This is a genomic window from Phormidesmis sp. 146-20 (genome assembly GCF_052939475.1).
In genome coordinates, this window is the sequence record NZ_JBJPHT010000002.1 from 94,444 (window position 1) to 115,794 (window position 21,351).

22 protein-coding genes are annotated in these 21,351 nt (G+C 47.2%); 15 read left to right on the forward strand and 7 right to left on the reverse strand.

The features are described 5' to 3' along the window. The first annotated feature begins 43 nt into the window (after positions 1–43). Positions 44–604 (forward strand): DUF6559 family protein, encoded by a 561-nt coding sequence (locus ACKFKH_RS02530; RefSeq protein WP_446856655.1) that lies wholly within the window; start codon positions 44–46, stop codon positions 602–604. A 30-nt stretch (positions 605–634) separates the two neighbouring features. Here the strand turns inward: ACKFKH_RS02530 and ACKFKH_RS02535 are convergent, their stop codons facing one another. Next, the gene (locus ACKFKH_RS02535) at positions 635–1,846 is read right to left on the reverse strand and encodes a glycosyltransferase family 4 protein (protein WP_446856656.1); all 1,212 of its coding nucleotides are present in this window, start codon (positions 1,844–1,846) and stop codon (positions 635–637) included. A gap of 149 nt (positions 1,847–1,995) precedes the next feature. On the opposite strand from ACKFKH_RS02535, the gene ACKFKH_RS02540 reads away from it, so the two are divergent. The 6 genes from ACKFKH_RS02540 (at position 1,996) to ACKFKH_RS02565 (ending at position 7,879) form a co-directional block, all read left to right on the forward strand. Then, positions 1,996–2,634: a class I SAM-dependent methyltransferase gene (locus tag ACKFKH_RS02540; RefSeq protein WP_446856657.1), complete on the forward strand. Its 639-nt coding sequence runs from the start codon at positions 1,996–1,998 to the stop codon at positions 2,632–2,634. A 410-nt stretch (positions 2,635–3,044) separates the two neighbouring features. Further along, positions 3,045–3,686 carry a hypothetical protein gene (locus ACKFKH_RS02545; RefSeq protein ID WP_446856658.1) on the forward strand — a complete coding sequence of 214 codons (642 nt, stop codon included), beginning with the start codon at positions 3,045–3,047 and terminating at the stop codon, positions 3,684–3,686. Beyond that, on the forward strand, positions 3,683–4,324 hold the full coding sequence (locus tag ACKFKH_RS02550) for an OmpA family protein (RefSeq protein WP_446856659.1): 642 nt from the start codon (positions 3,683–3,685) through the stop codon (positions 4,322–4,324). Before ACKFKH_RS02545 ends, ACKFKH_RS02550 begins: the two co-directional genes overlap by 4 nt. Positions 4,325–4,800: 476 nt before the next feature. After that, entirely contained in the window at positions 4,801–5,820 is a 1,020-nt protein-coding gene (locus ACKFKH_RS02555; protein WP_446856660.1) for an Npun_R2821/Npun_R2822 family protein, read from the forward strand. Positions 5,821–5,875: 55 nt separating this feature from the next. Beyond that, on the forward strand, positions 5,876–6,823 hold the full coding sequence (locus ACKFKH_RS02560; RefSeq protein ID WP_446856661.1) for a glycosyltransferase family 2 protein: 948 nt from the start codon (positions 5,876–5,878) through the stop codon (positions 6,821–6,823). A 96-nt stretch (positions 6,824–6,919) separates the two neighbouring features. Beyond that, positions 6,920–7,879 carry a glycosyltransferase family 2 protein gene (locus ACKFKH_RS02565; protein ID WP_446856662.1) on the forward strand — a complete coding sequence of 320 codons (960 nt, stop codon included), beginning with the start codon at positions 6,920–6,922 and terminating at the stop codon, positions 7,877–7,879. A gap of 9 nt (positions 7,880–7,888) precedes the next feature. Here ACKFKH_RS02565 and ACKFKH_RS02570 read toward each other — a convergent pair whose 3' ends face one another. Continuing rightward, entirely contained in the window at positions 7,889–8,380 is a 492-nt protein-coding gene (locus ACKFKH_RS02570; RefSeq protein WP_446856869.1) for a universal stress protein, read from the reverse strand. 145 nt (positions 8,381–8,525) lie between these two features. Here ACKFKH_RS02570 and ACKFKH_RS02575 point away from each other — a divergent pair, with 145 nt between their 5' ends. Next, the gene (locus tag ACKFKH_RS02575) at positions 8,526–9,212 is read left to right on the forward strand and encodes an HAD family hydrolase (protein ID WP_446856663.1); all 687 of its coding nucleotides are present in this window, start codon (positions 8,526–8,528) and stop codon (positions 9,210–9,212) included. A gap of 84 nt (positions 9,213–9,296) precedes the next feature. Here the strand turns inward: ACKFKH_RS02575 and ACKFKH_RS02580 are convergent, their stop codons facing one another. The 3 genes from ACKFKH_RS02580 to ACKFKH_RS02590 form a co-directional block, all read right to left on the reverse strand. Next, complete coding sequence (locus tag ACKFKH_RS02580; protein WP_446856664.1) at positions 9,297–9,551, reverse strand: hypothetical protein; 255 nt, start codon at positions 9,549–9,551, stop codon at positions 9,297–9,299. 319 nt (positions 9,552–9,870) lie between these two features. Further along, positions 9,871–10,413: a hypothetical protein gene (locus tag ACKFKH_RS02585; RefSeq protein ID WP_446856665.1), complete on the reverse strand. Its 543-nt coding sequence runs from the start codon at positions 10,411–10,413 to the stop codon at positions 9,871–9,873. Between the two features lie 404 nt (positions 10,414–10,817). Beyond that, entirely contained in the window at positions 10,818–10,988 is a 171-nt protein-coding gene (locus ACKFKH_RS02590; protein ID WP_446856666.1) for a hypothetical protein, read from the reverse strand. Between the two features lie 94 nt (positions 10,989–11,082). Here ACKFKH_RS02590 and pruA point away from each other — a divergent pair, with 94 nt between their 5' ends. From pruA to ACKFKH_RS02620, 6 genes are all read left to right on the forward strand, one after another. Next, on the forward strand, positions 11,083–14,058 hold the full coding sequence (gene pruA, locus ACKFKH_RS02595) for an L-glutamate gamma-semialdehyde dehydrogenase (protein WP_446856667.1): 2,976 nt from the start codon (positions 11,083–11,085) through the stop codon (positions 14,056–14,058). A 205-nt stretch (positions 14,059–14,263) separates the two neighbouring features. After that, positions 14,264–15,106, forward strand: coding sequence for an SGNH/GDSL hydrolase family protein (locus ACKFKH_RS02600; RefSeq protein ID WP_446856668.1), 843 nt, complete (start codon positions 14,264–14,266; stop codon positions 15,104–15,106). 58 nt (positions 15,107–15,164) lie between these two features. Next, positions 15,165–16,397 carry a 4-hydroxy-3-methylbut-2-enyl diphosphate reductase gene (locus tag ACKFKH_RS02605; RefSeq protein WP_446856669.1) on the forward strand — a complete coding sequence of 411 codons (1,233 nt, stop codon included), beginning with the start codon at positions 15,165–15,167 and terminating at the stop codon, positions 16,395–16,397. A 63-nt stretch (positions 16,398–16,460) separates the two neighbouring features. Further along, positions 16,461–17,327: a DNA-methyltransferase gene (locus tag ACKFKH_RS02610; protein ID WP_446856670.1), complete on the forward strand. Its 867-nt coding sequence runs from the start codon at positions 16,461–16,463 to the stop codon at positions 17,325–17,327. Between the two features lie 37 nt (positions 17,328–17,364). Beyond that, entirely contained in the window at positions 17,365–18,258 is an 894-nt protein-coding gene (locus ACKFKH_RS02615; RefSeq protein ID WP_446856671.1) for a DUF6816 family protein, read from the forward strand. Positions 18,259–18,579: 321 nt separating this feature from the next. After that, positions 18,580–18,951, forward strand: a complete 372-nt coding sequence (locus tag ACKFKH_RS02620) for a slr1957 family protein (RefSeq protein WP_446856672.1) — start codon at positions 18,580–18,582, stop codon at positions 18,949–18,951. Positions 18,952–19,086: 135 nt separating this feature from the next. Here the strand turns inward: ACKFKH_RS02620 and ACKFKH_RS02625 are convergent, their stop codons facing one another. After that, positions 19,087–19,470: a DUF2614 family zinc ribbon-containing protein gene (locus ACKFKH_RS02625; protein WP_446856673.1), complete on the reverse strand. Its 384-nt coding sequence runs from the start codon at positions 19,468–19,470 to the stop codon at positions 19,087–19,089. A gap of 197 nt (positions 19,471–19,667) precedes the next feature. Here ACKFKH_RS02625 and ACKFKH_RS02630 point away from each other — a divergent pair, with 197 nt between their 5' ends. Further along, on the forward strand, positions 19,668–20,330 hold the full coding sequence (locus tag ACKFKH_RS02630) for an SDR family oxidoreductase (protein WP_446856674.1): 663 nt from the start codon (positions 19,668–19,670) through the stop codon (positions 20,328–20,330). A 113-nt stretch (positions 20,331–20,443) separates the two neighbouring features. Here ACKFKH_RS02630 and fabG read toward each other — a convergent pair whose 3' ends face one another. Next, positions 20,444–21,205, reverse strand: coding sequence for a 3-oxoacyl-[acyl-carrier-protein] reductase (gene fabG, locus ACKFKH_RS02635; RefSeq protein ID WP_446856675.1), 762 nt, complete (start codon positions 21,203–21,205; stop codon positions 20,444–20,446). Between the last annotated feature and the right edge of the window lie 146 nt (positions 21,206–21,351).

A 21,351-nucleotide genomic window follows, 5' to 3' on the forward strand; every position in this document is an offset into this window, starting at 1 on the left:
GTGAAGACGACTCCTAGTGAATTCCTAGTGTAGAGGTAAGCCAATGTCAAATTTATTGCAAGAAGCCTTGAATGGATTGGCGGCGATCGCGATTGTAGTCGGAAGTCTCGCCATCGTGGTGGTGCCCATAGAGTTAGTCAGACGCTCAGACCTCAAGCAAAAGAAACGCCTCGCCATTCGCACCTATGCCAAACGCCTGGGCCGATTGCTCCGTGCCCGCTATGGGTCACAAAAGAGCTACACACCTGCTCAAGTCAAAAGCATGACCAAAGAGTGGGGATATAGTACTCGTCATGATTGCTATGGGTTAGCGATGTATTGTGATGCGGTTAGCTTTGTAGACTATCACCGAGCGATCGGAGAGTCTTGTAATTATGAATTAATGCGCGGCGAGATCAGGGATTGCTTGTTTCTGGCTGACTCTGCATTTGATATCTCGGATGTGATTGATGCGGGGACTAATTTTGACCAGAGTGGACATCATTATCCCGATCACGGTGGAGATGGCAGTGGGCATCCCGATCACCAGTCCGGCGACTACAGCGGACATCACGATTATGACTTTGGCAACCACGATGGGGGGCACGACGGCGGAGACTATTAACGGTTTGGAAGGGCACCTAGCCAAAGACTCTCATCCTGCTAAAGCTTCTTCATAGAGTCGTCCGGCTTGCTCCCAGGTGTAATCGGCTTCGATGAGCGATCGTCCCGCTTGTGAAAGCTGTTCTCGCAGGGATGCATCTTCAAATAATCGCCCGATCGCTTGTACATAGTCTTCGACTCGATTCGCTCTCAAGGCCCGCAGCGGAACGTCTAACCCATCGACGGTCATACCTTCTAAACCACGATCGCTCGATACGACTGGCGTTCCGGCGGCCATTGCTTCTAGCGTTTTATTTTTGATTCCATATCCCGTTCGCATGGGGATGACGCAAACCGTTGCTTGATGAAGATAATCTGACATCGAGGGAACGCGCCCTGTAACCGTAATACCGGGACGATCGCCCAGTTGTAGCACTTCTGGAGTCGGACGCGCCCCCACTAATGCCAGCGTAGTGTCGGGGTATTTTTGCTGTAGGACGGGCAGAATTTCTAAACTCAAAAATTGCACTGCGTCAATATTCGCCAGGTTATCCATCGCGCCAATAAAGATCAGTTGGTGACCACCTGGATCAGCCGTCCGATAAGGAAAGTCGGCAAAATCAACTCCGTTGGGAATCACTTGAAACTGAGCCGTTGGATTGAATGCTTGCAGTTGCGATCGATCTTCCTCAGTCGTCACGACAATGTTGGTAAATTTTTTGCAGTAGCGTTGTTCGTAGCGTTTTAGAAGCGGCAAATTTAAGCGATCGCGCAGTGTGTTTTCTGAAGTTCCCGTTTGCAGTTGATTTTTGCAAGATCCGTAAACAGAACTGTGAACATTCACAACTGTGCGGTGTGTTTTTCGAGATTCGGGACGAACGTAAATTTCGTTGACGCTGTGTTCACAGGTGATTACGTCATATTTTCCCGACTGTATCGCTCGATCGACATATTCCTGCATCTCCGGTAGATAGCTAGACAAGACGTTGGGCGGCGTTCCGGCGTTGAGAAACGTGGCAAAACGACCCAGCTTATCTAAAAATTTTTGAGTCGGCACTGTGTCAGGGCGAGCAAACACCACTAATTCTGAAACCTGATCATGCAGCGCTGCGACTTCGGTATCCGTGGTGTGGGGCGGTCTTTGAGTCAACAACGTGATTTGATGGCGCTGGCTGAGATATTTGAGCAGATTAAAGGTGCGAACCTGAGTTCCTCCGCCTGTGGGGGGATAGGGAAACGTCGAGGAGAGCATCAAAATATTCATAGTTTGAGGAGCGATCGCATACAACGTTTGATGACGGTCTGCAACCAGAGTTCCCTAAAATTTTTGGAAGTCCAATTTTATGAACTTGATCCGTCGATCGGGTGCCAGCGCCAATCTATTGTAGTGCCGCAATTCAGATGAGGTGAACGATGCCCAATCAAGAATGTCCTCACTTTAGCAATGCGCTCTTTAACGACATCTCACAAGATGGTCGATCGAATTATTTTTCTCCTGTCTGGGAGCAAGTTCTCAGCAAAGTTAAGATCCACAATTTGTTGGATGCAGGCTGGGGAATGGGAGTCTTTTCTTGCGCGGTCAAACCTCAAATTACAGGGCAACTGATTGGCATTGATGCCAATAGTTTTGCTTTAGAAAAAGCAAGGCAATATGGATTTGATAAAACTCATTTGGTAGAAGACTTCTGCACTCAACCTTTACCCTTAGAGAATGCGTCTGTTGATTTCATTCTTTGCAAAGATGTGTTTGAGCATCTTCTTGATCCATTACATTTGTTAAAAGAATTTAGACGAGTTTTAACCCCAAAAGGTTATTTATTAATTAACGTGTCCAATCATTTTCCTTTGATGGCTAGGATCAAGTTTTTATTCACTCAAGATACCGACACCTGGAACTATTTTCCGAGTGCAAACTGCTGGAATTTTCCTCACATTCGGTTTTTTAACTATAAGACCGTTTTAGAGTTTTTATCTCAAGAGAAGTTCGACCTGATTGAGAATTACTGTAGCTTTTTTCCAAGTGTTCCTTTAACAAGGCTGTGGCGACGATAATCAGGAGCGATCGAGAAACGATGAGCCGCTCAAAATCCAACTCAGTTTGCTGAGGGACTGGCAATATTAGTGCAGTAGAAAACGTTTTAGAAGAGAGCTATTTCTTTATTCATCGATTAACCATCCTTAATCTTAGCCTCTTGCCTTGACGTTAAAGTTAAATCAGGGTTAGCCTCGTGTACATCCTTTGTGAGCCAAAAGCTAGACGCTATTTTGGTTAATCAAAAACGGTCAAATCATGATTCAAGTATTGATTGATACCTTAATTTAAGAGCTTGCTCCCAGTGTCAAACTTTTCGTCAAACCTTCTACAACTGCTCGACTTTTTACCTTTACTCATGTCAAACTTTTCGTCAAACCTTCTACAACTGCTCGACTTTTTACCTTTACTCAGCGGGTTTTAAGTAAGTATGTCTAATCTGCGCGATCGCCCCCCGTCTGAGCCGACCCGCAACAGTGGCAACGGTCTACGTGGCTTCTTGTATGGAATATTATTTACTGCTCTGATCGGTATCGGCGGAGCCGCCTACTTCTTCTTAAATCAGCGCCGTCCTGCGGCTACCGAAGTCGTCACCCCACCCACCGCCGCCGTATCGCCCCAACCTACTACAACGGCCGCTCCTAGTCCACCTGCTGCCTCGGTGGATAGTGGATCGCTCCCAGCCGCTCAAACCTTAAATCTTCAGGCTAACCATCCCAACGGCTCAACTTTGCGCCTGACGCAGCTTACGTTTGCAGAAGATAGTATTACGGCAAGCATCGCGATTACCAATGGTTATAAAGAGGCGATCAAGCTAAATGGCTCCGATGATATGCTGGTTTCGGACAGTTTAGGAAATCAGTACAATCTCGCCGCTCCACCGGAGAATTCTGAAATTACAATTCAACCCGGAACAACGCTCAAAGGGCAGTTTGTGTTTAAGGGACGCATTGCACCAGGAAATAATACAGTCACGCTAACAACCAATTCTAAGTTTGGTAACGATGCAGCCTTTAGCACCTCTCCAAAATTTGTTCTTTCCAATATTCCGATCGGAGACACGGCCAAATGATTGAGCGACCGTTCATTTTGGGTGCGATCGCTTCGTCGTTACTGCTAACAGTTTTTGCGTGCTCAAAGCAACCCGAAAAAGCTCCTCAAACGACTACAATTACTCAAACAAGTCAGCCTGCGGTCACTCAGTTAGAACCTCCTCAAGCGATCGCCAGCACTCAACTCGAAGTTCAGCAACCTTTGCAAACTACGACGACTAGCGTTCAGGTTGAGAAGACGCTTTCAGAATTGCAGGCCCAGAAAACTAGTAGTGGAATTCGGATTAATTTGCCCGAAAACATTTTGTTTGACTTTGATAAATCTGAACTGCGGCCCACGGCTAAACCGACACTTGCCAAACTAAGTTTGTTGTTAAAAAACTATAAAAATGCTCCGGTTGCAATCAACGGCCACACCGACAGCAAAGGCAGCGACGAATACAATCAGATGCTATCTGAGAAGCGTGCGGAATCCGTCAAAACTTATTTAAGTCAGAACTTTGGTATTAATACAAACCGTCTTGAATCTCAGGGATTTGGTAAGAGTCAGCCGATCGCGCCCAATGCGAATCCTGATGGTTCTGATAATCCTCAAGGCAGGCAAAAAAATCGTCGAGTTGAGGTGATTATCCGCAATCAAGCAGCAACAGGTGGCTAATCAGTTAGAGATCGAAAAGAAAAGAAGCATTGGGCTAACTTTTTTCTTGTTTTTAGCTTTTCACCTAACTTTATCCGAACAGATTTCCATCTTTTACCTCATTTTTCATTCGAGAATTGCAAGAGCAAGATGGAATTTCAATTGCTTTTCGCCACTCAATCGAAATCGACAGAAATTTCAACCTTTTAGAGGAAACTACTGATCCTTCTGCGAGAAATCACTTTTGCTCCATAAAAAATAGCTGAAGTTGAAGAGGTAAGGGGAAAATTTCGGGGGAGCATCCGGAGCAGGTTGCGATCGCTCTGAAGCATTCTCTCAGTGCATTTACATTTTTGAGAGCCTCCTGCCACAAATTAAGGAGATTGTCATCCGGGTTTGTCGGCTACCTAAGAAGACTTTCAAGTTTTACGATTGAGGCGCTGTGGACGTGCAATTTGGCAGATTCATAGTGTTTCATTCAAAAGGGAGCTTTTTTTATGCGATCAAGAGGCATTTATATGCTGGCAAATGATGGGGTGTACGACCAACTGGTTGCTCTCCTCAACAGTATCGAAGTTAACGTGGGTTCTGATATTCCGGTTTGTGTTATTCCGTTTGATGATCGTCTCGATCGCGTCAAGCAAGCTATTCGCACTCGTCCCAATGTGACATTGTTTGATAATCAGGAATCCCTCGATCGTTGGGAAGAATTTGCGCGTCAATTTGCTCAAGCTCACCCCGGAGCCAACCACACTCAGCAATCACATCCTCGCTGGTATAAGGGACATTTACATCGAAAGTTTGCGGCATTTGATGGCGTTTTTGACGAGTTTGTTTTTTACGATGGTGACAGTTTGGCGATGAAGCCAATCGACGATATTTTTGAGAAACTACAAAGCTACGACTTTATTTTTAACGATTGGGAACACAAAAAATCTCGTGAAGTTGCGGCTCTAAATATCGCAGAAATTGAGCGATCGAGCGATCTTAAAGAATCAGAAATCCGTCCAAAGTTACACTGCTCTAGCTTTTTTGCGTCGAAGCGAGGATTGTTCGATCGCCAGGAAATTGCTTCAATAAAAAATCGCCTGATTAACCACCAAGAAGCGTCTTGGGTGAATGGACAGGGCTGGTGGGATGATGCTTTTTTGTTTAACTACATGACGCTAGTTTATAACCGTCCACAGTTTAACTTTACGCTCAGTGAAACGGGGAGCAATCGCACCGGAAACTGCGCTAATGTTGACCCTTTTGTGGAAATCGATCACGTTCTCTACAATGAGCAAGGCTTAAAGCCGATTCACCGCATTCACTATATGGGATATTCGTCCAATAGTTTTGCTCGTTTATGTCAGGGAGAGCTGAATAATATTCCCTACAAAGAAGTGTTTTTACACTACCGCTTCTTAAAAGAACCCGAACAAAAACCAGCCTTGTTAAAGCCTGCAAGTCCTATTATCCAAGTCGGCCGATTGCTAAATAAAACTGCGGCTAAAATCAAAAAAATTGTGCGTTAGAGAAGGGGATTATTTCTAATTAGTGGTTATCAATAAATCATCGTATCTATCGTTTATGCCTAAAATTAGCGTCTGCATTCCCACCTTCAATCGTGCATCCCTGTTGCCTCTAGCGATCGACAGCGTACTTCAGCAAACCCACTCAGACTGGGAGCTAATTGTTTGTGATGATGGCTCGATCGACAAAACGCCTGAGCTAATGTCTCGCTATCAAGATTCTCGAATTCGGTACATTCGACACCCTCAAAATGTTGGAAAAAGCAATAATATGCGCTCCGGATTTGAGGCAGCGATCGGTGAATATTTTATCAAGTTTGACGATGACGATCGTTTGACTCCAGACTACTTGCTAAAAACGAGTCAAATTCTAGATGAGAACCCTCAAATTGATTTTGTGGGAACGGATCATTGGGTCATTAATCCTGACAATCTTCGAGACCAAAACGCCACTGAACTCAACTCAAAAAAATGGGGGAGAACAAGTCTTTTAGAAGGAATTGTTGATAACTTATTAGAAGTTGTATTTGTCAAACAGAGCTTTCAAATTGGAGCTACCCTGTTTCGACGTAAGGCGCTTCAAGAGTTAGGTTTCATGCGGGCAAATATTCAAAACTGCGAAGACAATGATCTTCTGGTTCGGTTAGCATTAGCCGGAAAGCGAGCCTATTATTTGCCAGAGCGTTTGATGGAGTATCGATTTCATCCTGAACAGCAAGGAATTGATCGAGCCATTCCCTATCTCAAAGACAAACTCAACTATCTAAAAAGCTTTGAATTTGAATCAGAAAATTTGGAAACTGTGCGGCGATCGCGCATTGCAGAAACTCAACTTTTACTAGGATTACGGTTAATTGAAAAAGGAGAGACAGCAACAGGTCGAGATTTGGTTTTAGCAGGCCGATCAAACGCTTCATTCAAAGCCTATTCTGGACTGCTGTTATCTTTCATTCCCCCCTTTGCTCGTCAACAAGCCTTTGAGCTTTTGCGGAAGACCCGAACATAGTTCAAAATTTGGTTTCTTCTAACAAAACTACTGTTGAACATTAATCAGTGATGAAGCGAATCGCGATGCCCAATTGAGCAATATTTGATTGAACTCATGGAAAAAATAGCCCCCAAGGTTTTTGTTCTAATTCTAAACTGGAACGGTCAGAAAGATACGATCGAATGTCTGGAGTCAGCTAGTAAAATTGAATACCCAAACTACGAAACAATCATCATTGATAACGGCTCGATCGACGATTCAGTCATCGTCTTTAAAGAGAAATTCCCTAACATCAAGCTTCTAGAAACAGGAGCAAATTTGGGATTTTCTGGCGGGAATAATGTTGGTATTGAGTATGCTTTAGCCCACGGTGCTGATTATGTTTTCTTATTGAATAATGATGCGATCGTCGATCCTCAAGTTCTCTCAACGCTGGTCGAAGCAGGCGAGCAAAACTCAAAAGCAGGCGTGTTGGGTTCAAAAATCTACTTCTATAAAGAGCCGAATAAAGTTTGGCTTGGGGGCGGAGAATGGCTAAGCGATCAGGCGGAATTTAATCATATTGATTATGGGAAAATTGACGAATTAAAACCTGAGTTGCCCCCTCAAGAGATTGATTTCGCCTGTGGCTGTGCCTTCTTTATGAAAGCTGAAGTGATTAAAGAAATCGGTCTGCTCGAAGATAAATTCTTTTTGATGTGGGAAGAATGTGACTGGTGTTATCGAGCCAGGAGAGCGGGCTATACCTGTCTTTTAGTCTCTGCGTCAAAAGTCTGGCACAAGATTTCGGCGAGTTTTGAGGGAGGAAATCGATCGCCCCACTATGAGTACTTTTGGTGGCGAAATCGCTTTCCCTGGATCGAACGCAACGCCCCTTCTACGATCGCTGCCCTTCAGTTCTATGCATTTGCCTTTAGAGGCATTTATCGTGAATTACGGAACTATTGGAATCCCCAAACAATCGATCGTCAAAGATTGGCTAAAAAAGCGGCTTTAGAAGGCATCAAAGATTACTTTTTGCGTCGATTTGGTAACTGTCCTGAGTGGGTGATCTCAGCAGCAAGTCAAAAATAAAGACACCTGTTACTTGGGCTTGACTACCCACACTGAACAGGGCGCATCTGCAACAATTTGACCGCTGACTGACCCCAACAAAATACGCTGCATTCCGGTCAAACCTCGGCTACCAATCACGATCAAATCAGCATTATAAATGTTAGCCAACCGAATAATTTCTTCTGCTGGGTCGCCCATTACAATCTCTAATTCGCTGGCACAGGGCAAACTTTTTTGATACGTCTGCAACTGCTTCTCAATTTGGCCATAGGGGAAGCTTTCGAGATCTGCCTGGGGGCGATCGACCATCACATCCACTTCAGCCTCGTTAGCAGGAACGACATAGGAAAAAATCACCTTCATCTCCGATCGCAGGTGCAGATCTTGCAAAGTCTGGATTACTTGTTCAGATTGCGCTTTGGCAAACGATGAAGAATCTCCAACATCCAAAGCCACCAAAATTGTGTTGAGCATGGTCGCACTCCCGCCATCGCGCCAATTCTGTTTGACACGCAGCACTTTCAACCCTACACCTTTCCAAATCTCACTTCAGCCTTCTCGTTGAATCACTTAACACAACTCATTCCCCTTCACATAGCAGAACGAAGTCATCCCTCATCCCTCCCCAAGTGGTGTACTGTAAGGTGAAGAATTATGAACTCCCGTGCAGCAGATTTCTACCGTCTCAAACTCCTCAAGCCGCAGTCAACTCGCCGCCATCCTCTATGATCTCGATGGCACCCTCGTTAACACCGACCCGCTCCACTTTCGAGCCTGGCAAGAAGGATTACGACCCTTTGGGTTTGATATCGACGAAACATTCTACAAAACTCGCATTAGCGGGCGGCTCAACCCCGCGATCGTGCTAGATTTGCTTCCCCAATTGTCCCTAGAAGAGCGCCAAGATTTCATCGATCGCAAAGAGGCTCGCTTTCGAGAACTGGCTCCGCAACTAATGCCAATGGCAGGTTTGAGCGCTCTGATTAAGTGGGCAACTGATCGTCACCTCAAACAAGCAGTGGTCACCAACGCTCCAACAAAAAATGCTCACTTTATGCTGAAGGCATTGAAGCTAGAAACCACGTTTGATCGCCTGATTGTCTCTGAAGAATTGGGAATTGGTAAACCTGACCCTGCCCCTTATCGACACGGATTGGATGAATTTGGGCTAAACCCTGAGCAAGCGATCGCCTTTGAGGATTCGCCTTCTGGCGTACGATCGGCGGTTGCTGCGGGGATTTTTACGATCGGCATCGCTTCAAGTCAAGATCCTCAAGATTTGTATCAAGTTGGAGCGGCGATCGTCATTCCAGACTTTACTGCTCCTGAGTTGTGGAAAATTTTAGAGTGAAGAATTTGGAACGCTAAGGGCGAAATTCGAGCTTTTTTCGAGCTTTTAACGATGCAGCATTCGCCCAGATGCGTTGATCAAGCTTTAGGCGAGAGCAGAACTTGAGGACTTTGGACTCGATGGAGATTTTGGACAGGGAACTATCACACTTTCTTTCTCGACTTGGCTAGAGTAAGGGACTCCCCAGGACGCAGCCAAAACTTCCATCCAATCCAGTCCAGACTCAATTTCTTCGAGGCTCGTGAAGGCATCAAAGGCCCCCGCAACTTCTATGTGGTGCATGGTCGGTTGATTTGTATTCTGACGATGTTGAAGCAGGGTCTTGAATGAAAATCTCATGAAACGCACCTTAACCTGACTAGTGTTGAAACCGTTGCAGATAAATTGGAATCTCAGGCGCACAATTGCGTGAAGCCAATGAGGAATCTACGCAGCCTAGTTGCTCATTCTACCAATCTATCTCCCTTAAAAGGCAAACCGGGTTCAGTGAATTTTCAGAAGCTCTTCTGAAAGAATACTTAGAATTTGAAGTCCGCGTCAAGTATTCTCTCGCGCTCGTGACATTAATCACTAAAACTACAGAGGTTTTTAAGAATAAATACTGAGACGAAAAGACCAAGAGAAAAAGCTTGGGGTTCTCAACTAATCAAAATAAACATTAGAGTTCGCGGCTTCCTGATCGTCTGAGCCAGGTGACGTAATCTCCATCTTGCAAGCTCAATTTGCTGATCAAGGTTTGGATAGAGACAATCCCTCGATCGCCGACAACTTCTTGAATCGGATACCAGGTACTGCGATCAAAGATCAAGACATCCAAACGAATGTCACGACAGTTAAAAGATCTCACACTATCCGACCAGACTTCCCAAAGACTCCTGGCTTCGGTGCAGTGCATTGTGTAGCCGACTGGAATCATCTGCGCCTCGTAACGCATAAAGCCGATTTGAGGAGACAGCCCAGCCATCATAAATCCTTGACTAGACAGCGCCTCATGCAGCAGCACCCAATAGTCACAGCCCTGACGCACATTGACGATGATAGGTTTGGTCGTCAGGTCGATTGTGGCTAACAGGGTTCCAGTTGTGGTCAGCAGGCGATTTGTCCCAAACGCAGGTTCGATCTTTAGGGTTTGATTGGCAGTCAGGATTGCACTTCTAGATAAGAATTGCTCGATCAGAGTCACATCATCGGGGGTGTTCATAGCTCAACGTACAAACGACAAGTCGGTAGACTCCCCAGGTAGAGGCTCGCTCGATTCTATTTAACGTCAGTTCGATGAACGCTTCGCTTCGCTTTTAGATCCAGGGACGCCCCCTAGATCCCCCACGAGTAAGGGACTTTGAACCAGAATTCCTCTCTTAAAGTCCCCCAAAATTGGGGGGTTGGGGGGCAGAAGCCGTGAACAACGAAGCGGAAAACCTCTTATCGAATTCACGTTATTTAGCCTATTTGTTTAACGTAAATTCAACGTAAATTCAATGAGGCTTTTTCGTGTCGTCTTTTTGATGTCTAGTTCGATTGAGGTTTTCGTCAATCTAGAAAGAGTCGTGCTTTAGGTATGCGGCTGACACTTCCGTATTACTCCTGATTTATACTGAAATATTGTTACATAGTCGGCTCTGGAACGGTGCAAAAATACGGAGTCTTTTGAGAAAAATTGATAATGAATTGATGAAGCTTCTCGCCGTCACGCTTTTCTGACAAAACTAAATTGGCGATCGCCAGTGCGGTATTCTGCTCCTTACTCTTCAAGAATTCGACTTCTTTGCGAAACATTAAGCTTTATGAGACTCAGCCCTCACAACCGCTTTTGAAGAATCGACAATAGAAATAGAAGCTTTTGAAGCCAGCAATTAGGAGACTGTGGAATATGGTTAGCCAAGCAGATCGCATCTATGAAACCCAAACGCAAGCGATCGCCCGTCAGCTTTTGGCCGCGACGAGAGAGGGGCGTTCTCTGTTTGCCCAGATGCGAGATCAGATGCGTTGGGATGACAAACTGTTGGGCTGGACGATGGGCAACCCCAATCTCAGGGTGCAGCTATTTCGCTTTATCGACTGTCTGCCTGCCTTGAGAAGCAAACCTGAGATCGCCCGTCATTTGCAGGAATATTTGGGCGATGCCAGCGTCGAGTTGCCATCTGCGCTCAAGGGAATGCTCAATTTTGCCAATGCCGACTCGATGCCGGGACAGGTAGCCGCGACGACCGTTTCTACAGCAGTTGAGACGCTGGCTCACAAATATATTTCAGGTGAAAACACCAAGCAGGTTCTCAAAACCCTGGAGCGGTTGCGTAAAGACAAGATGGCGTTCACGGTGGATCTGCTGGGCGAAGCGGTGATTACAGAAGCGGAGGCTCAGTCTTATCTCGATCGCTACCTCGACCTGATGACCCAACTCACCGAAGCTTCGCAAAATTGGGGAACGGTGCCTGTGATCGACTTGGCGGACGGGGAGCCGCTCTCAAAAGTGCAGGTATCTGTCAAGCTGACGGCGTTTTATTCGCAGTTCGATCCGTTGGATGCTGAGGGCAGTGAAGCACGGGTGAGCGATCGCATTCGCATTCTCTTGCGGCGGGCTAAGGAGTTGGGGGCGGCGGTGCATTTTGATATGGAGCAATACGCTTACAAGGATCTGACGCTCTCGATTCTCAAGCGGATTTTGATGGAAGCGGAGTTTCGCGATCGCTCGGATTTGGGCATGACGCTTCAGGCTTATTTGCGAGACAGTGAGCAGGATTTACACGATTTGATCGCTTGGGCAAAACAGCGGGGCACACCGTTAACGGTTCGGCTAGTCAAGGGCGCTTATTGGGATCAGGAAACGATCAAAGCGGTGCAAAAAGATTGGCAGCAGCCCGTTTACAATCAAAAGCCTGCAACGGATGCCAACTTTGAAACGATGACAAGACTGTTGCTGGAAAATCACGAGCACTTGTATGCGGCGATCGGCAGTCATAATGTCCGCACTCAAGCCCACGCGATCGCCATTGCCAAAGCGTTAGAGATTCCGCGCCGTCGGATTGAGTTTCAGGTGTTGTATGGGATGGGCGATAAGTTGGCGAAAGCGATCGCCGATCAGGGCTATCGAGTCCGCGTCTACTGTCCCTACGGCGACCTGATTCCTGGCATGTCTTATCTGATTCGTCGTTTGTTAGAAAACACCGCCAACAGTTCTTTTCTCCGCCAAAACCTGGAAGAACGCCCCGTCGAAGAATTGTTAGCGCCGCCGATCGCCGAACCCGCCCCTTCAGAACCCTCCTCACACCTCACGCCGCTCTTCCAAAACGTGGCGGATACCGATTATGCAGAAGTCGAGGCGCGCGATCGTATTCAAAACGCCTTACAGTCCGTGCGTCAGCAGTTGGGTAAAACTTACTTACCTCTCATTGATGGGGAATACGTCGAAACTGCTGAGAAGCTGGATTCTGTCAATCCGTCTCAATTTAATGAGGTCGTAGGACGGATTGGCATGATTAGTGTGGAACAGTCCGAGGACGCGATCGCCGCCGCCAAAACAGCCTTTCCCGCGTGGCAAAAAACGCCAGCAACTGAGCGGGCTGAAATTCTCAGAAAAGCGGCCGATCTGTTGTCACAACGCCGCGAAGACCTGATCGCCTGGATGGTGTTGGAAACGGGAAAACCTGTTAAAGAGGCAGATGGAGAAGTGTCAGAAGCGATCGACTTTTGCCGCTACTACGCCGACGATATGGAACGGCTGAATCAAGGCTACGCCTACGATCTGCCCGGTGAAACGAACCGTTATCACTATTATCCTAGAGGCATTGTCGTCGTCATTTCTCCGTGGAATTTTCCGCTGGCGATTCCGATGGGGATGGTGGTGGCGGCTTTGGTCACGGGCAACTGTGCGCTGCTCAAACCTGCGGAAACCTCGTCAGTGATTGCGGCAAAAATTACAGAAATTCTCGTGGATGCGGGCATTCCTCGTGGCGTGTTTCAGTTTGTGCCGGGAGATGGTGCGTCTGTGGGTGCCCATTTGGTCAAGCATCGCGACGTTCACATGATTGTCTTTACCGGATCTCAGGCCGTCGGCTGTCAAATCTATGCCAATGCGGCCGTTCTGCAACCAGGGCAAAAACATTTGAAGCGCGTCGTTGCAGAAATGGGCGGCAAAAACGCCATCATCGTCGATGAAAGTGCCGATTTGGATCAGGCCGTTCAGGGAGTCATCCAGTCTGCCTTTGGCTATAGCGGTCAAAAGTGTTCGGCTTGCTCACGGGCGATCGTTCTCGACTCGATCTACGACACCTTTTTGAATCGGGTGATTGAAGCTGCGCGATCGCTCAACATCGGACTTGCCGAATCGCCCAGCACGCAAGTCGGGCCCGTCATCGATGCCGAGGCTCAACGTCGAATTCGAGACTACATCGAGCAGGGTCGCACCGAAGCAGAAGTCGCCCTCGAAATGCCCGTTCCCGACTCTGGCTATTTTGTCAGTCCAGTCGTCTTTGCCAACGTGTTGCCCTCTGCCAAGATCGCCCAAGAAGAAATTTTCGGGCCGGTTCTGGCTGTCATGAAAGCGCAGACGTTTGACGAAGCCTTGACGATCGCCAACAGCACGCCCTTTGCCCTCACAGGCGGACTCTATTCGCGAACGCCCTCCCACATCGAGCAAGCCCAAGCAGAATACGAAGTCGGCAACTTGTACATCAATCGGGGAATCACAGGGGCGATCGTCGCCCGTCAACCCTTTGGCGGCTTCAAACTGTCAGGCGTTGGCTCCAAAGCAGGCGGCCCCGATTATTTGCTGCAATTCCTGGAGCCTCGCGTCGTCACCGAAAATGTGCAGAGACAGGGATTTGCGCCGATCGAAGGAGCAGAGTAGAAGGGAGGAGGGAGGAGGGAGGAGGGAGGAGGAGGCGATCGCAGGTAAAGGTCATCCCTCCGTGGGTGTTCTGAATACAGGAAGACGGTAAGCACGGGAGCATTGCCCCTACAATGGATGCTCATTACACCCTGACTAATAACTAACCTTCTTTTTTCATCCCTCCTCCCTCCTCCCTCCTCCCTCCTCCTTTCCTCTTATGGCCGTGGCAAACTCTAAATCTTTTCCCGCCTGGGCGTTGATATCGTTAGTGACGAATGGTTTGCTGCTGGCGACGGTGGCTTTATTGTTGTTGAGAAATGAGTCTCCGAGCAATTCATCGCGGATCAAAATTACGCCGCTTCCTGCTTCGACAACGGATGCTCAAGAAGCTGCTGACATCGTTTCTAAGCTGGAGTCACGACAACAATTGACCTATGAACAATGGGTTGATTTGTTAGACAAAGAAGCGAAGGCTGCGGTCAAAAATAAGCCCGATCGCTTAACCGTTTTGGTTGGGGATTCGCTGAGTTTGTGGTTTCCACCGGAGTTGTTGCCCAGCGATCGTACCTGGCTCAATCAAGGGATATCAGGCGAAACCTCTGCGGGATTGCTCAAGCGCTTGAATCTTTTTGAAAAAACAGAGCCTCAAGCAATCTTTTTGATGATTGGTATTAATGATCTTGTCAAAGGCATCTCTGACCAAGACTTGTTAGAAAATTATCAAAAAATCGTTCAGGATCTCAAAGAGGCTCATCCCAAAAGTAGAATTATTGTTCAATCAATCCTGCCTCACGCTAACAAGTCAACCAACGAAAAACGCGATCGCTTACTCGATATTTCTAACAAGCGAATTCATGATTTAAATCAAAAAATTGCTGCGATCACTCAGTCCGCCAACGTTTCTTATCTGGACTTACAACCACTTTTTGTAGACAACGAAGGTTACCTGCGATCAGAACTAACTACTGATGGACTGCACCTGAGTTCTCAAGGTTATCTGGTGTGGCGATCGGCGATTCAAACCTTTAGCCAGTTGGAATTGGACACCTCAAAATCCGAAAGCTAGTCCCTACGCTCAATTCGTCCTATGATCATCACTAGTCGCGTCATCTCAAGGAAGCCCGATGGACACCAAAGCATTTAAGCGATCGCTCAACAGTTCTGAAAACTACCACCGCAAAGGGTTTGGCCACGATGCCGAAGTTTCAGACGTGATGGATTCTGAGTACCAGAGCGACCTGATTCAGCAGATTCGCGAGAGTCAGTACACCTTAAAACGCGGCAACGTGACGATTCGATTAGCGCAGGCGTTTGGGTTTTGTTGGGGAGTCGAACGAGCCGTGGCGATGGCGTATGAGACGAGGCAGCACTTTCCCACTGAGCGGATTTGGATTACCAATGAAATTATTCACAATCCCTCGGTCAATCAGCGTTTGCGCGAGATGAATGTGCATTTTATTGAATTGATCGCGGGTGAAAAAGATTTTTCTGGGATTGAGCATGGCGATGTTGTCATCCTTCCCGCGTTTGGGGCAAGTGTGCAGGAAATGCAATTGTTAAATGATCGCGGCTGTACGATCGTCGATACGACCTGTCCCTGGGTTTCAAAGGTCTGGAATACAGTCGAAAAACATAAAAAAGTTGCTCACACATCAATCATTCACGGCAAATATAACCACGAAGAAACGATCGCCACTAGTTCCTTTGCGGGCACTTACTTAATCGTGCTGAATCTGAAGGAAGCGGAATACGTCGCGAACTATATTTTGAATGGCGGCGGTTCGCAGAGCGAGAGGCTTCGCCAACGCACAGAATTTCTCAACAAATTCAAGAATTCAACGTCATTAGGATTCGATCCCGATCGCGATCTACAACAAATTGGTATCGCTAACCAAACCACGATGTTGAAGGGCGAAACAGAGCAGATTGGCAAGCTATTTGAACACACCATGATGCGGAAGTATGGCCCCGATCAACTCAGTCAACACTTCCTCAGCTTTAACACGATTTGCGATGCGACTCAAGAGCGTCAAGATGCCATGTTTGAGTTAGTGGATGAAAAGCTAGATTTGATGATCGTGATTGGCGGCTACAATTCTTCAAACACAACCCACTTGCAAGAGATTGCGATCGATCGTTCCATTCCCTCTTATCACATTGATTGTGTGGATCGAATTTTGTCGAGCGATCGTATCGAACACAAACCTTTGCATCGGGATCTCGAAGTCACCAAAAATTGGCTTCCCGATGGTGAAATCGTGGTAGGCATTACGTCTGGCGCTTCGACACCCGATAAAGTTGTGGCTGATGTGATTGAAAAAATCTTTGCGCTCAAAGCGGCTGTTTCGATGGTTTAGAAGAAGTTTAGAAAGTTGGGGTGATCCGGGGAAAATGAGTTTTGTCACCCCAATTTTTGCTGCATGAATGCTTTAGACTCGCCTCGATCGTTTTACACTCACGCCAATGGAGAAATTTGGTTAGGAGACGCGATCGTTTGGCTAAAATCACTAGATTCCAACTCGGTCGATCTGGTGTTTGCTGACCCTCCTTACAATCTTAAAAAAGCAGAATGGGACACCTTTGAATCCCAGCAGATCTACGTCGAATGGTCACTAAAATGGATCGAACAAGTTGCCCGAATTCTCAAACCGACGGGCACCGTTTATATTTGTGGATTCTCTGAAATTTTGGCGGATTTGAAGTTACCTGCTTCTCAATATTTTCAGGGTTGTCGCTGGCTAGTATGGCACTACAAAAACAAAGCAAATTTGTCTAACGATTGGGGACGATCGCACGAAAGCATTCTGCATTTTAGAAAGACCAAAAAATTCTATATGAATGTAGAAAACGTGCGGATTCTCTATAGCGAACACACGCTAAAGTATCCCGATCGACCTCAAGCCGAGACGAGTCAATATGGAAGTCATGAAAAAATTTGGCACCCTAATCCCAAAGGCGCAAAACCAAGAGACGTAATTGAGATTCCGACAACTTGTAATGGAATGGATGAGAAAACAAATCATCTGACTCAAAAACCAGAAGAATTAGTCAGAAAGTTTTTGTTAGCGTCTTCTCAAAGAGGCGATGTGATTGTTGATCCCTTTCTAGGCTCCGGAACGACCGCCGTCGTCGCCGAACAATTGGGACGAAAATGGCTAGGCTGTGATCTCAGTGCCGAATATTTAAGTTGGGCAGTTCAGCGTATTCAAATTGCAAAATCGATGTCAGATGAAGAGTGGTTCTGGTTCGATCGCAAAAATGAGGCGCGCAGAAAAAAGATCCGGTGAACGGTAAAGTGAGGGTAATCGATCGCATCGGACTGCTATGGGCCCTCAAGACGCTAGAACGGTCAGAAGATTTATTTACAGCCTCATTTTTGCCTTTCTCTATTTGATCTGGAGTTTTCCAGTTCAGGCGGGTGTGTTGTCCGATCGAGTGGCTGCTTTTCCTCAATGGCAGTCCAAACCGCCCATCCAAACGGCTCAGGGCGATCTGATCTATCCCACCTGGCTTAAAGGAACCTGGCACGTCACCAGTACGCTCGTCGATTTGGTTGCACCCCTCGCTCCAGAAGTGGTCACTCCCGGCTTTGAGAGCAATCGTGACTATTTAAATCAGCCCGTTAAGTTTGATGTGCGGTTTGTTAAACAAGGGTCTGCCAAAAATCGCATTGCTGCCGCCCTCAAATCGCTGCAACAACGGTCACGAACCCCAGAAGTTGTCGCCGATCGCGCCTTCAATGGTTTGAATTTGGCAAAGGCTTATCTGGGCGATCGAGCGGTTTTGGCGGTCAAAGTCGATCCAGAGTCTCCCAATCGGCAAATTACGCTGTTGAGAGATGATCGTCAGCTAGTGTCGATCGTCAACGCCAGAGCTGTTGAAACGCCTGCTTTGAATCAATTCATCACGACAGAAATCTTTCAGCAGGTTTTTCGCGGCAGTTCCCAACCCTATCTCAATCAGGTCGAGACGACGACAGCTTATCGGAGAAGTGAGGAGAGAGGAGAAAGTGAGGAGAGAGGAGACAGGAGTGAGGAGAGAAGAACGCCTGCGATCTCTTCGAGTTACCCGCAAGGGGTCGTCGCTGACCAGATGACGGCGGTCTATTTGTCTTCTCAAGATCCTGATTACTTCAAAACGGGCGAAAGACCTGTAGCGCTTTATCGCTATCGACTGGAATTTGTGCCTGTAGAAGCGGTGAGTCTGCCCTCAGAGTGATTTTTTGTAACGTTAGAAATTTGACTCTGTAAGCAATTTACAAGCAATGATTACAGAAGTTTGCAAGAATCGTCAGCAAAGTAAACTTTATTGTCTTTCGAGTCCATCCCAGAAATGCCTTTGCTATTGTCAGAATATTGACGGGTAATTCATCCGGTTCATTTGCTGTCTGAGAATTTACGAGTCATTGCGGCTCTTCCTCAAAAGCAACTCAACACTTTAGACAATCTATCTCAGTCAGCATTTCTGAAAGTTAGGAATCGCTAATCTCCAAATCCGCTCACTCAAACCAACTGTATTCCCTCTTTTTTAGAACCCCAGATGACCTCTTTTCTTAAGCCCTGGAACATAAATCACTATTGCGAACAATGGATTGCTGATTGGTGCCAAGATAACGGCTGGACTGATTGGTTTGTCGAGCGATCGAGCTATTGGGCGTTTCCTCCAAATGCAGTGATGCCTGTCCCGATTCCCACTCAGGTACTCAAGTCCATCAAGGCAGAAAAAGGTCTTAGCACCGAAGAAAGAATCTGGTGTCTCAGCGCTCTTGTAAGTACCTTCATTGCCGCTGCGTCAGGCTATTTTATGTCGTCCCCAATGCCCTTTGTTTTGGCGTTTGCTTTCTGCGCGATCGTCGTTGCTCGAATGGATGACGAAGAATCTTTTCCTTGTTTTGAGGAAGAAGAAATCTAGAATTTCTTAGCAAGTTAAAGCTAAAAAAAGGGGTGAGCCTGGTAGCTGATCCCTCTTTTTTTGGAACAAATTTTATTAGACTAAAGAATGTTTTAACCCTCAGAATGTTCTAACCTTCGTCCTTAATCTTCATCTTTACCCTTCGTCAATGACTTGGGCTGACACTTCTACTGCTTCGACATCGATCGTACCCGAAGGAGTCATTCGCTTAAAGCGTCCCTGCTCGACCTGCAACGGCTCCCCACAGCTAGGACATTGAATGTCAGCCTGATTGATGCCCGCAAACTCATAGCTACAAACCGGACAAGCCGCCTGAACCAGGTTTTTCTTGAGCCACCACTGAAACGCAAAAAACGCCACCACCGGAGCCAACAACAGCAGACCCAACAAAACAAAAAACGACTTAATCAACCATCCCAACCCCAGCGCCGTCAGCAACCAGACAAACCCAATCAGGGTCAGCAGGCGACCAAAGCCAGTGATACTCAGTTGAAGATTGTTGAGGCTGTTCTGGTTCACAGCAGACTCCTGGAAATGAAATAAACTATCTTAATTGAAGCAGATCCCATCGTCGCTCAGGGGACGGCTATCTCTACTCAAAGGGGATCAGGTTTCCGACTTGCGATCGACACTCTCTACAGCATAAGTTATCTGATCGATGGGCACACAAAACTGCTCCAAAGTTTAATCAGCGTAACCTTTACCAGGAATTGAGCATGACAATTTTTTTAGCAGGAGCCAGTCGAGGAGTCGGTCGAGAAATTGCCAAGGGTCTGACGGCGCAAAATCTCAGCCTAAAGGCACTGCTCAGATCTCAAGCCGCCGCCCCCGAATTGCAAGCCTTGGGAATTGAAGTCACGATCGCCGATGCCATGAGTCTCGATCAAGTTGAGTCAGCCATGAGCGGAACTTCCATCGACACCGTAATCAGCACGATCGGCGGCAAGCCCCAGGATGGAGAACGCGCCGACTATCTGGGCAACAAAAATTTAATTGATGCAGCCGTAAAAGCGGACGTTCGCAGATTTATCTTAGTCACGTCGATCGGCAGTGGTGAAAGTGCGGTGGCTCTGCCGCCTCAAGCTCTGCAAACCCTGGGTGAAGTTCTCAAAGAAAAGGAGAAAGCCGAACAGCATTTAGTCCAGAGTGGATTGATTTACACGATCGTTCGACCAGGCGGACTCAAATCTGAACCTGCGACTGGCAACGGCATCTTGACCGAAGATCCCAAAATTGCGGGGACGATTCATCGGGCGGATGTGGCGCAGCTAGTCTGTCGCTGTGTGAGTCGCGATCGGTCAAACAATCGAGTTCTATCGGCGGTCGATCGCGAAATGATCTACGGCACTCCAGACTTTGAGGAATTCAAACTGGACTAGCGATCGAGGAATGAGAAATCAAGGAATCAAACTCATTCCATTTCAGAACTTGCAACTCTGGCGCAAATTTTTGTCGAGGTCAAAGGCGATCGCCGCTCATTTCCTCAAAATTCCTAAGCCATCACCATACCGCCATCCACGTTAAAGACCTGTCCCGTGATGTAAGAGGCTGCTGGAGACGCAGCCAAAAATCGGATCATTCCGGCGACCTCTTCGGGCTGACCATAGCGACCTAGCGGAATGTATTTGAGAATCTCATCCGACTTCAGATCATTCGTCATGTCGGTTGTGATGAATCCCGGTGCGACCGCATTAACTGTAATGCCCCGACTAGCAAGCTCTTTAGCCACAGTGCGCGTAAAGCCAATCACTCCCGCTTTTGCCGCACTATAATTTGCCTGTCCCGGATTGCCCATCTGGCCCGCGACCGACGTAATGTTGACAATGCGCCCCGATCGCTGCTTCAACATAATCTTACTGACGGCTCTGGTACACAAAAACACGCCCGTCAAGTTTAAATCCATGACCGCTTGCCAGTCTTCTAGCTTCATTCTCAACAGCAGCGTATCGCGAGTAATGCCAGCATTGTTGACTAACACATCCACTCTGCCCCACTTTGTCATCGCAGATTCGACCAGCGCATCGACCTGATCCGCTTTAGAAACATCCGCAGCGACCGCGATCGCCTCACTTCCCAATGCAGAAATCTCCTCGACCACTTTTTCAGCCGCCCCGCTAGAACTGGCGTAGTTAACGACCACCTTCGCACCCTCCGATGCCAACGCCAGCGCCGTCGATCGACCGATTCCCCGTGACGCACCTGTGACGATCGCCACCTTCCCCGACAACTGTAGCTCTGTTGGCAATGCTTCCATAACGGCTTCCTCTCAGTTCTGTGCGGATCTGATCATATCGACAAAGGAGAACTAGAGAAGAAGGGATGAGGGATGAAGACCAATGTTCACGTCGGGTGTTGTTCCAAGTTCAAAATTTAGAAACCGAACCTTAACACCCAGAGGAC